Origin of the sequence: Massilia eburnea, from assembly GCF_050709955.1 — a bacterium.
GTDB classification, from domain to species: domain Bacteria; phylum Pseudomonadota; class Gammaproteobacteria; order Burkholderiales; family Burkholderiaceae_D; genus Rugamonas; species Rugamonas eburnea_A.
This window is the reverse complement of record NZ_JBNZFX010000006.1, coordinates 104351-114827: the sequence shown is the minus strand read 5'-3', so window position 1 is coordinate 114827 and position 10477 is coordinate 104351. Positions and strand designations below refer to the sequence as shown.

Annotated in this window: 10 protein-coding genes, 1 pseudogene and 1 riboswitch; of the genes and pseudogenes, 8 read left to right on the top strand and 3 right to left on the bottom strand. The window is 65.2% G+C overall.

Annotated features, from left to right (window positions below; all coding sequences use genetic code 11):
- Together ACQ4MM_RS06125 and ACQ4MM_RS06120 are read right to left on the bottom strand one after the other, a co-directional pair.
- The coding region (locus ACQ4MM_RS06125) for a cobaltochelatase subunit CobN (RefSeq protein ID WP_431476554.1) at positions 1 to 1388 on the bottom strand (1388 nt) is incomplete at its 3' end.
- Positions 1361 to 2521 carry a cobaltochelatase subunit CobN gene (locus tag ACQ4MM_RS06120; RefSeq protein WP_431476553.1) on the bottom strand — a complete coding sequence of 387 codons (1161 nt, stop codon included), beginning with the start codon at positions 2519 to 2521 and terminating at the stop codon, positions 1361 to 1363. The genes ACQ4MM_RS06120 and ACQ4MM_RS06125, both read right to left, overlap by 28 nt.
- Here ACQ4MM_RS06120 and ACQ4MM_RS06115 point away from each other — a divergent pair.
- The 8 genes and pseudogenes from ACQ4MM_RS06115 (at position 2520) to recQ (ending at position 8403) form a co-directional block, all read left to right on the top strand.
- On the top strand, positions 2520 to 2741 hold the full coding sequence (locus ACQ4MM_RS06115) for a hypothetical protein (RefSeq protein WP_431476552.1): 222 nt from the start codon (positions 2520 to 2522) through the stop codon (positions 2739 to 2741). The two genes, ACQ4MM_RS06120 and ACQ4MM_RS06115, sit on opposite strands and share 2 nt — an antisense overlap.
- 30 nt (positions 2742 to 2771) lie before the next feature.
- Positions 2772 to 3107, top strand: coding sequence for a hypothetical protein (locus ACQ4MM_RS06110; RefSeq protein ID WP_431476551.1), 336 nt, complete (start codon positions 2772 to 2774; stop codon positions 3105 to 3107).
- A gap of 78 nt (positions 3108 to 3185) precedes the next feature.
- Positions 3186 to 3402: riboswitch (cobalamin riboswitch) on the bottom strand.
- A 150-nt stretch (positions 3403 to 3552) separates the two neighbouring features.
- Entirely contained in the window at positions 3553 to 3858 is a 306-nt protein-coding gene (locus ACQ4MM_RS06105; protein ID WP_431476550.1) for a hypothetical protein, read from the top strand.
- 24 nt (positions 3859 to 3882) lie between these two features.
- A complete protein-coding gene (locus ACQ4MM_RS06100) occupies positions 3883 to 4140 on the top strand; it encodes a YkgJ family cysteine cluster protein (RefSeq protein WP_431476549.1) in 258 nt (85 codons plus the stop codon).
- A 14-nt stretch (positions 4141 to 4154) separates the two neighbouring features.
- Positions 4155 to 4416: pseudogene (locus ACQ4MM_RS06095) on the top strand (YkgJ family cysteine cluster protein).
- A gap of 50 nt (positions 4417 to 4466) precedes the next feature.
- Positions 4467 to 5609 carry an MFS transporter gene (locus ACQ4MM_RS06090; RefSeq protein WP_431476548.1) on the top strand — a complete coding sequence of 381 codons (1143 nt, stop codon included), beginning with the start codon at positions 4467 to 4469 and terminating at the stop codon, positions 5607 to 5609.
- Between the two features lie 135 nt (positions 5610 to 5744).
- Positions 5745 to 6578, top strand: a complete 834-nt coding sequence (locus ACQ4MM_RS06085) for an undecaprenyl-diphosphate phosphatase (protein WP_431476547.1) — start codon at positions 5745 to 5747, stop codon at positions 6576 to 6578.
- A 4-nt stretch (positions 6579 to 6582) separates the two neighbouring features.
- Positions 6583 to 8403 carry a DNA helicase RecQ gene (recQ, locus tag ACQ4MM_RS06080; RefSeq protein WP_431476546.1) on the top strand — a complete coding sequence of 607 codons (1821 nt, stop codon included), beginning with the start codon at positions 6583 to 6585 and terminating at the stop codon, positions 8401 to 8403.
- Here recQ and ACQ4MM_RS06075 read toward each other — a convergent pair.
- The gene (locus tag ACQ4MM_RS06075; protein WP_431476545.1) at positions 8378 to 10414 is read right to left on the bottom strand and encodes a PEP-CTERM sorting domain-containing protein; all 2037 of its coding nucleotides are present in this window, start codon (positions 10412 to 10414) and stop codon (positions 8378 to 8380) included. The two genes, recQ and ACQ4MM_RS06075, sit on opposite strands and share 26 nt — an antisense overlap.
- Positions 10415 to 10477 lie beyond the last annotated feature (63 nt).

Below are 10477 nucleotides of genomic sequence, written 5' to 3'. Positions count from 1 at the left end.
GCGCTGGCGCCGGTGCTGCCGCTACCGGTACCAGCGCTGCCGCCCAGCGGCGCCAGGGCGGACTCCAGGGCCTCGCGCAATGCAGGTTCCTGCTCGGCGATGGCGGCGGCGGAAGCGGCCAGCGACAGGCGGCCGGCACGGTCGATCAGGCGGATCAGGTTCGGATACAGGTCGCGAAACAGGCCCGAGGTGGTGACCAGCGCATCGCGCCGCACGGCGCCGGGCAGCAGGCGCACGTCGTTGACGATGCCGCGCGCGTTCCATACAGGCTCGGCGCCCATCATGGCCAATGCGAAAGCCACCATCACGCCTTCATCGCGCACCGCGTCGGACGCCCACAGCAGGATGCCTTCGCTGCCCGCATCGGAGCGCTCGCGCGCGGCCGCTTTGGCGGCCAGGGTGGAGCCCATCTGGTAGCCGATCCTGGTCGGCAGGATATCGCCATCGACCGCATGGAAGTTGCGGCCGGTCGGCAACGATTCCGGCGAGCGCAGCGGGTCGTTGCCCTTGCCCGGCTCGATGAAGCGGCCATCCAGGCCCTCCAGCAACCCGCGCATTTCATTCAGCGGGGAAGCGGCCAGCTTGCGCGCCACTTCGGGGTCGTCGATGCCGCCCTTCTTCATCGACTCCAGCATCAGGTCGATGGATTCCTGCTTCCACGGGCGGCCGAAGATGTGCAGGCCGTGCGGCATGAATTTTTCCTGCAGCTTGGTCAGGTAGTGGCCGACTTCGTGCGCCAGCAGATCGTCGTCGGCCGCGTCGAAACCGATGCCGCGCACGGCCAGCACGTCGGCCATCGACGCTTCCAGCTCCGCCTTTAAATTCAAAGCCACCACCCGCTCGCGCATCAGCTGCGCAGCCTTTTGCTTCAGCGTGTCGGAACTGGCAGCCTCGTAGCTCTCGACGATCTGCCGCAGCGACAGCAGTTCGTCATACAGCGGCGTGGAGGCCAGCGGCGGCGTCAGGTGGTCGACCATCACGGCCAGGCCGCGCCGCTTGGCCTGCGTGCCTTCTCCCACGCCGTCCACGATATAGGGATAGATGCCGGGCAGGTCGCCCGCAATCAGGCTGGGAAAATCATCGCCCGACAGGCCGACCGCCTTGCCCGGCAAGAACTCGTAAGTCGAATGGCGGCCGATATGCACCAGCGCATCGGCCTTGAAACGATCGCGCAGCCAATGGTAAAAGGCCAGGTACTGGTGCGGCGGCGGCACGCTGGTATTCGCATGCAGCAGTTCTTCATCGACTTCCCATCCGCGCGGTGGCTGCGGACCGATGAACACATTGCCGAACACCAGGCCCGGCACCAGCAGCTTGCCGCTTTCGACCATGATCTTGCCGGGCGCGGCTCCCCAACCCTTCAATCCCTCGATGCCGTAAGAGGCCACGCGGCGACGCACTGGCTCCAGCGCGGCACAACGGCGCGGGCGCCTTCGCTTTCAGGCATCCCGCATAGCCATCGGCCAGCGCAAGCCAGGTCGCGGATCGCCGCCTCGCGCTGCGGATGGTCGGCGCCTTCCACCAGGTGCTGCAGCTCCTTGATCACGACTTCCGCCTGTTTGCGGCCCAGCGCCCATTCGCCGGCGGCTTCCGCTTCCAGCACGTCGGCGTGCAGGCGGCCCAGCAAGCCGCTGGTCATTTCGCCTTGCACGCGCGGCGGCAATGTGGCGAACCATTTTGCGTAATCGGCGGCGCTGACACTGTTCACCGAGCCGGCCAGTTCGCGCAAGGCGCCGCGGTCTTCCGGCAGGTTGACGCCGTGCGCCATGATGCGGTCGAGCAGCGCTTCCGGCGTGGCGGGCAATTCGCCAACGCTGTAGCCGGCGTCCTTCATGGCATGCAGCATGTCGAATAGCGATGCCGGCACGTCGAGGTTGTCGGCGCCGATGTTCTGCCGGCCCGGCGGATGGTTGTAGTAGACCAGGGCAACACGCTTGTCGCGGTTGGATTTGGCGCGCAAGGCCAGCCAGCGGTCGACGCGCGCGGCAAGGCGTTCCGCTTCCGCCGCCAGCACCACCGGCGGACGGTTCTCGATGCCGGTCAGCTTGTCGCGCTGCGGCTCTCCCAGCGCGGCCACCACGATAGGCTGGCCGATGCCCTGCAGCTCCGGCAGCGCCACGCGGTACTGCACCGAATCCGGCGGCAGGCCGTCCGGCGACAGGCGCCATTGCATGGCCGTGCGGTCGGACAATCGGATCGCCTTGAACAGCGGGATGTCGAGCTTCTTGAACGCATCGCTGACGGCCTCGCGCCCTTCGGCGGCGCCCACCACAAAGTCCTGCAGCACCACCATCGCCGCCGGCACGGCAGGTGCGATCAGTTCCGGCAAGCGCTCCAGCGCCTCGCGCGAGGCGCCGCCCCAGCGCGGCAGCACCTGCACGCATTGCTGGCCATTGCGCTCGATCTGGCGGCACACGGCATCGGGCACCGTGCCATCCATGTTCGACAAATCCAGTACCACCACCGTTGGACGTGCCTGTATGCCTAGCAGGGCCGCCCTGCCCCATGCAGCCCGCGTCATGCAGCTCGCGCTGCCCGACGCGCAGGCGCAGGGTCGGTTCCGGCTGCGGCTCCGCCAAGGCGTGCGACGGGTCGAGCAGGTGCGCGAACAAGGCGGCGGTGTTGTCGCGGCCCCCGGCCTGCCACAACTGGCGCGCCGCCAGCCACTGCCCCGCTGCCGGACGGGCCTTGGCCGCCTGCAGCGCCGCTTCCGGCGGCTGCTCGGTCGACAGCTGGCGTAGCGTTTCCGGCGCAAAGCCTTGCAGGCTGCCTTGCCGTCCGCGCGACAGCAGGCTGAGCGTGGCTTCGCCATTCATGGCCAGCACTGTGGCTTGCGGCCGGGCGTGGCGCGGCAACGCTTCCTTCAGGTGCCGCGCCGGGTCGCCGAACAACGATACCGCCAGGATGCTGTCGGCCTGCGCCAGCCACTGGGCGGCTTGCTTGTCGTCGGCCGCCATCCACTGCGCCGGCGTGCGCAGCACGATGCGGTCCTGGGGATGGCTGGCGAGGTGGCGGTGGGCGGCCTCGATGGCGACGGGCGCTGCGCGCTCGGTGACGATGGCAAACAGCACGGCGGCATTGGCACGCGCGCAAGCGAACGCACATAGCAGGACCGCAATGGTCCGGGCAAAGGTAGTGGTAGGCACAGCAGGTTTCCGAGCACGCAAAACCACACCCCGGGTTTTGCACAATCAAAGTGACTGGCCGGTCTTCTGGCTCGCCTTCATCCTCGGTTGGCCTGGCCTTCCCGTGCGGTGCACAGTGGCGTTGGTCAGCTTCGTCCGGCTTACAGCAGCGGGGGCTGCGCCGGACTGGCGCAAGATGGCTATCTCGCGCGGCACCGGCTTCCCGTTTCACCTCCCTGCAGGTTTGCAGGAAGGCACCAATCACATAACGTGCGCCATTCTAACAGACCGCATTTGGCGAACAATCTAGCCAGAAGAACAACGACTGTTGTTAGAAAGATCCACTTCTTCAAAATGATTGGTAATTCGAGAGAATTAGGTATTTACTGCTAAGTACGCGTCAAAGAACGTGTCTGGGAGAGTAAAAATGCATAACAAGACAACATTACAAGTCCTGGCTGCCGCCTCTGGACTTGGGGATGAGCGCATCCAGGAACTCTGGGAAGGGGCAGATATGTATGCCCGTGCCCAGGCTGGGAATCCGGATTCGCCGCGCTACCAGCAGGTGCTGCATGAGCGCATGGCGGCCATGGTCGAACGCGAAGTGGCCAAACGCCACGCCGCGGAAGGCGAACCGTGGGTGCTGGCCGACGCCCACCTTGGCCAGATTGAAGTGTCGCTGTCCGACGCCCTCAAAGCCTTCGGCGGCCGCACGCAACACGTTATCCATTAGCAAGGCAAAGCCGCCAACACGGCTGTGAACCGCACCCCGATCCCGTGCCGTCCACAATGCGGTGCCTGTTGTACGGCGCCCGCAATCTCCAGCCCGATTCCCGGCATGCCTGAAGGCAAACCGGCGGGCGTGCCCTGCATCCAGCTCGATTCACACAAGCGCTGCAAGCTGTACGGCTTGCCCGAACGTCCCCCTGTGTGCGTCGCGTTCAGCGCCGACGAAGCGGTGTGCGGCGAGTCGCGCGAGCAGGCCATGCGTTGGCTGGGGTGGCCGAAGCGGTAAAATACTGCCCCATTATGAGTTTCCAATGCCGCCCAGCCTGTGGCGCCTGCTGCACGGCGCCCTCGATCACGTCCCCGATTCCCGGTATGCCGAACGGCAAGCCGGCCGGGGTGCCTTGCGTGCAGTTGGGTGACGACAATCTCTGCAAGATCTTCGGCCAGCCCGAGCGCCCGGCGTTCTGCGGCGGCCTGCAACCCTCAGCCGAAATGTGCGGTGGAAACGCGCGGGCAAGCCATGCACTGGCTGACTGCGCTCGAATTGGCCACGGCGCCCTGAACACAGCTGCAGCGGGCATTGGAAACGATTCCCGGCTAGAATGTTCAGCTATGAATCAAGCCATCGACCAACGCCACCGCCTTTCCACCCGCCTTGCCTTCCTCACTGCGGGGCTTGCCATGTCCGCCTGGGCGCCCCTGGTGCCCTACGCCAAGGAGCGCCTGCAGCTGGCGGAGGGCCCGCTTGGCCTGCTGCTGCTTTGCCTCGGCTTGGGCTCGCTGCTGGCGATGCCGCTGACCGGCGCGCTGGCGGCGCGTTTCGGCTGCCGCAAGGTGGTGCTGTGGTCGGCGCTGGCGGTCTGCCTGGCCCTGCCCGGCCTGGCACTGGCGCCGACGCCGATCCTGCTTGGCCTGGTGTTGTTCGTGTTCGGCGCCTCGCTGGGCACCATGGACGTGGCGATGAACGTGCAGGCCGTGATCGTCGAAAAGGCCAGCGGCGGCGCCCTGATGTCGGGCTTCCACGGCATGTTCAGCCTGGGCGGCTTCGCCGGCGCGGGCGGCATGGCGCTGTTGCTGTGGCTGGGCAGCGGCCCGCTGCTCGCCTGCCTGGCCATCGTGGCGCTGATCGTGCTGCTGCTATGGCGCGCCAGTCCCGACCTGCTGCACCAGCCGGAAGCGCGCGACGGCGACACCCCAAGCTTCGTCATGCCGCACGGCGCCGTGATCTTCATCGGCGCGCTGTGTTTCATCGTCTTCCTGGCCGAAGGCGCCATGCTCGACTGGAGCGCGGTGTTCCTGACCGCCGAACGCGGGCTGGAAGAAGGCCGTGCCGGCCTCGGCTACGCCGCCTTCGCCGTCGCCATGACTGTGGGCCGCCTGACCGGCGACCGCGTGGTGGGCCGCTTCGGCGGGCGCCGCGTGCTGCTGGCGGGCGGACTGTGCGCCGCTGCCGGCTTCTTCACGGCGGTCGTATCGCCGACGCCGGCCGTGGCGCTGGCCGGCTTTGTGCTGGTCGGCCTCGGTGCCTCGAATATCGTGCCGATCCTGTTCACCGCCGCCGGCAACCAGCGCGCCATGCCGGCCAGCCTGGCGATTGCCGCCATCACCACCATCGGCTATGCCGGCATCCTGGCCGGCCCGGCCATGATCGGCTTCGTGGCCCACCTGTCCAGCCTGACCCTGGCTTTTTCCATCCTTGGCGGCGCCTTGTTGCTGGTGGCCGCCAGTAGCCGCCTGGTGCGGGTCCACAGCTGATACAGCGCAAACCGGTGCCCCGGCAACGGGGCTACTCTTGACTCATGTGCATCGGTGGGCCGCGCTCATGGTAAGCTTCGTGCCCGCGCAGCATCCCGCCCGCGTTTCCCCACCGAAACACATAACAGAATCACAATGGATATCGTTCTCGCGCTGAAGGCTCTGATCATGGGTCTGGTCGAAGGATTTACCGAGTTCCTGCCGATTTCCTCCACCGGCCACCTGGTGCTGGCGGGGAGTTTGTTGAATTTCACGGGCGAGAAAGCCAAAGTGTTCGAGATCGCGATCCAGGGCGGCGCCATGGTTGCCGTGATCTGGGAGTACCACAAGAAGATCGGCGAAGTCCTGTTGGGCATGTTCAGCGAGGCGCGCGCGCGCCGCTTTGCACTCAACGTGGTGGTGGCCTTCATTCCGGCCGCCGCGCTGGGATTCCTGTTCGAAAAGAAGATCAAGGCCGTGCTGTTCGCGCCGGAACCGGTGGCGCTGGCCTTCATCATCGGCGGCCTGATCATCCTGTGGGTCGAGCGCCGCGCCATGAATAATCCGGTCGCCGTGCGCGTGCAGTCGGTGGACGATATGACCCTGCTGGATGCGCTGAAAGTCGGCTTCGCCCAGGTCTTCGCCCTGATTCCCGGCACCAGCCGCTCCGGCGCCACCATCATCGGCGGCATGATGTTCGGCCTGTCGCGCAAAGTGGCCACCGAGTTCTCGTTCTTCCTCGCGATCCCGACCCTGTTGGCCGCTACCTTTTACTCGCTGTGGAAGGATCGCGCGCTGCTGAGTGCTGCCGACCTGCCGCTGTTCAGCATCGGCGCCGTGGTGGCCTTCGTGTCGGCCTTCGCCTGCATCCGCTGGCTGCTGCGCTACATCAGCACCCACACCTTCACTGTCTTCGCCTGGTACCGCATCGTGTTCGGCCTTGTGGTGATTGCCACAGCCTACTCCGGCATGATCGTCTGGGCCGAATAAAAGAATGCAAGACCAGGAAATCAACCAGCGCGCACTGCACCTGCTCCAGACCGTATTCGGCTACCCAGCCTTCCGCGGCCAGCAGGGGGAGATTGTCGAGCAGGTCGGCAATGGCGGCGATGCCCTGGTGCTGATGCCGACCGGCGGCGGCAAGTCGCTGTGCTACCAGATTCCCGCCATGCTGCGCGAAGGCGTGGGCGTGGTGGTGTCGCCGCTGATCGCACTGATGCAGGACCAGGTCGACGCGCTGGCCGAAGTCGGCGTGCGCGCGGCCTTCCTGAACTCCACCCAAACCTACGAAGAAGCGGCGCGCATCGAACGCCTGGTGCGCACCAACCAGATCGACCTGCTGTACGTGGCGCCGGAACGGCTGCTGACACAGCGCTGCTTCGACCTGCTGCAGGATTCCCAGATAGCGCTGTTCGCCATCGACGAAGCGCACTGCGTATCGCAATGGGGCCACGACTTCCGTCCGGAATACATCAAGCTGTCGGTGCTGCACGAGCAGTTCCCGAACGTGCCGCGCATTGCGCTGACGGCAACCGCCGACCAGCAGACGCGCGCCGAGATCATCCACCGCCTGGCGCTGAACGATGCCGCGCAATTCGTCTCGTCGTTCGACCGCCCGAACATCCGCTACCAGATCGTCGAGAAAACCAATGGCCGCAAACAGCTGCTGGACTTCATCACCGCCGAGCATGCGGGCGATTGCGGCATTGTGTACTGCCTGTCGCGCAAAAAGGTGGAAGAGACGGCGGAATTCCTGAACGAGCATGGCGTGCGCGCCATGGCCTACCACGCCGGCATGGAGCATGCGAAGCGCGCCGCCAACCAGGCACGCTTCCTGCGCGAAGAGAATATCGTGATGGTTGCGACGATCGCCTTCGGAATGGGCATCGACAAGCCGGACGTGCGTTTCGTCTGCCACCTAGACCTGCCGAAATCAATCGAAGGCTACTACCAGGAGACCGGCCGCGCGGGCCGCGACGGCATGCCGGCCAGCGCTTGGATGTCGTACGGTCTGCAAGACGTGGTGCTGCAGCGGCGCATGATCGACGAGTCGGAAGCGGACGAGAACTTCAAGCGTGTGCTGTCGACCAAGCTCGATTCCATGCTGGGCCTGTGCGAGACCCTGAGCTGCCGCCGCATGCGCCTGCTGGAGTACTTCGGCGAGCCTGCCACGCCTTGCGGCAATTGCGATACCTGCCTGATTCCGCCAGTCTCCTTTGACGGCACGGTGCCGGTGCAGAAACTGCTGTCGGCGATCTATCGCTGCGACCAGCGCTTTGCGGCCGGCCACGTGATCGACGTGCTGCGCGGTGTCGAGTCCGAACGCATCCAGACCTGGCACCACGACAAGCTGTCGGTGTTCGGCGTCGGCGCCGACCGCAGCGAACAGGAATGGCGCGCCATCCTGCGCCAGGTGATCGCACTGGGTCTGGTCACCGTCGACCACGAGCAATTCAGCTCGCTCAAACTGACCGACGCCGCGCGCCCGGTGCTGAAAGGCGGCCAGAAAGTACAACTGCGCCAGTACCAGAAACCGGTCAAGCAGAAACGCAGCTCGGCGCCGAAGGGCTACGAGGAAAGCAACCTGGATGGCGACGAGCAGCGCATCTTCGACCGCCTGCGTTCGTGGCGCATGGGCGCGGCACGCGAGCACAGCGTGCCGGCCTATGTGATCTTCAACGACGCCACGCTGCGCGAAATCGCCAAGGTGCGCCCGGCCACGCTGGACGAGATGCGCGGGATTTCCGGCGTGGGCGAGAAAAAACTGGTCTCCTACGGCGACGAGATCGTCAGGCTGATCGCCGACCTGGGCTGAGGCGCCAGCTTCCCAGCAGCGCCAGCCCGGCCAGCAGCAGCGCGCCCTGCGCCGGCTCCGGCACGGGCGACAGCAGGAATATCGCCCCCTGATCCCATTCGTTGCCCCCGCTGACGAGAATCTGGCCGCCGACATTGATGTCCCAGGCGCGTTCCAGGAACCAGCCGGCATATTGTTCCTCGTTCCACAAGTGGTCCAGCACGTATGGCCGGTCCTGGTACCACAGCATGGCGCGTTCATAGGCACTTTCTCCCACGACGCTGCCGGCATCGTTGATGTCGAAGGCATACCGGGGCCACAGCTGCTGGAATTCCCGTTCGGTACCGCGCACGAGCAGCGTGTGGGCATAGCCATTCTCCTGGTAGCCAGCCCGGCGGCCCTCGTTGTTCAGCGCACTGGCGTAAAAGTCATACGGCGTGTGGTCGTCGCCGAAGACGCCGTCGCGCCAGCTCCTGATGCCGAATTCGTCGGTACGGCCGCCCAGCACCATGCCCATGTCATTAATGATGGTCGGCCCGTAATCGTCAAAGAGTTGTGGCGCCCTGCCATCCGCCCACTGGATGAAACCGACCGCTCCGCTTCCCGTCCCGAGCGCCTCGTAGTTGTAGCCGACAATGTCGCCGCGGTTGTTGATACCGGCAGCGACACCGCCCGCACCGGCGCTCTGCACCAGCTCCATCGCACCACCGTTTCGCCACATGAGCGCTTGCGGCTTCGCAAACCCTGGAATGAAGCCGTTACCGATCACCGTTCCCTGGTTATTGAAGCCGGTAATGCTCAAATCGTTGACGATACCGGGCAGGCGCACCACCGAACCATCGGGACTCCAGATGAGCGCCTTGCCATCTTGCCCTATGCCCGCCACCTGGCCAGCGTCGTTCAGGAACTTGGGCATGAGGCTTGCGTCGAACCGGGTCGCGCGGTATGTGGGCGCTTCTTGCGCATAAGCGCTGCAGGTCAACAGCGCCAGCAGGGATGAAGACAGGACCCGCGCAAACAGCTTGCGCTGCCCCAACCCGTGCAGCGCGAGCAGCGTGAGTCCTGCCAACAGCAGTATTGCGCCGCCTGGTTCAGGTACCGGCAACAGCAGGAAGGCCGCATCTCCAGCGCCGAAGCCGTTGGCGAGAATTGCGCCGCTGGCGTTGATGTCCCATGCATTGAGCAGAGACCAGCCCGAATATCGGGCGTCGTTCCAAAGGTGATCGAGCACGTACGCACGCCCGTCGAACCACAACATGGCGTGATTGCTCCACTCCGTAAAGCCGACCACGCTGCCGGCATCGTTGAGAGCTGTACCGGAGCCGGACCATAGTTCCTGCAGTTCGCGCTGGCCGTTGCGCTCGATCATCGAGAACGCGCGCATGGCGTCATGACTGCCTGACATGCGGCCCTCGTTGTTCAATCCGCTGATGTAGAGATCGTTAAACAGGGATTCACCAAAGACGCCGTCCTGCCAGCTCCTCAGGCCCCAGGCATCGCTGCGTTGCCCCAGCACCAGGCCGCGGTCGTTGATCATTTGCGGCTTGTATTCGTCAAACAGTTGCGGCGTGCTGCCGTCGCCCCATTGGATAAAGCCAAGCTGCCCCGATCCGGTATCGGACGCGCCGGCCATATAGCCGATAATGTCGCCACGGTTGTTGATACCCTCGGTGTAACCCCCGAGGCCCTTGAATGGCAGGCGCTGCACTGAACCGCCATTGCGCCAGGCCACGGGCTGCGGCAGGCTGTAACCAGGGATCATCGCATTGCCAACCACCGTACCCTGGTTGTTGAAGCCTGTGATGGTGACCTCACTGGCGGTGCCAGGCAGCTGCAGTATGGAGCCATCCGGATTCCAGATGGCCGGCCTGCCATCCTGGCCGATGCCTGCGACCTGGCCAAGGTCATTCAGTATTTGCGGCCGGAACTGCGCATCAAACTTGACCGCCTGATATGAGGGCGTGTTCTGGGCGTGCGCTGTGCAAGCCAGCAGCGCCAGCACAGACAGCAATATTCGAGCAAACCTGGGCATGGCAACCTCCTGTAAATTGGACAGGAGCTAATGCTGCGCCGACGCTGCAGGCCGCGCGCGCGC

Bases quoted from the DNA above. Each gene is read 5' to 3' on its own strand.
- ACQ4MM_RS06115 (WP_431476552.1), top strand. From the start codon at position 2,520: ATGCAGCTCGCGCTGCCCGACGCGCAGGCGCAGGGTCGGTTCCGGCTG.
- ACQ4MM_RS06120 (WP_431476553.1), bottom strand. From the start codon at position 2,521: ATGACGCGGGCTGCATGGGGCAGGGCGGCCCTGCTAGGCATACAGGCA.
- ACQ4MM_RS06105 (WP_431476550.1), top strand. From the start codon at position 3,553: ATGCATAACAAGACAACATTACAAGTCCTGGCTGCCGCCTCTGGACTT.
- ACQ4MM_RS06090 (WP_431476548.1), top strand. From the start codon at position 4,467: ATGAATCAAGCCATCGACCAACGCCACCGCCTTTCCACCCGCCTTGCC.
- ACQ4MM_RS06085 (WP_431476547.1), top strand. From the start codon at position 5,745: ATGGATATCGTTCTCGCGCTGAAGGCTCTGATCATGGGTCTGGTCGAA.
- recQ (WP_431476546.1), top strand. From the start codon at position 6,583: ATGCAAGACCAGGAAATCAACCAGCGCGCACTGCACCTGCTCCAGACC.
- ACQ4MM_RS06075 (WP_431476545.1), bottom strand. From the start codon at position 10,414: ATGCCCAGGTTTGCTCGAATATTGCTGTCTGTGCTGGCGCTGCTGGCT.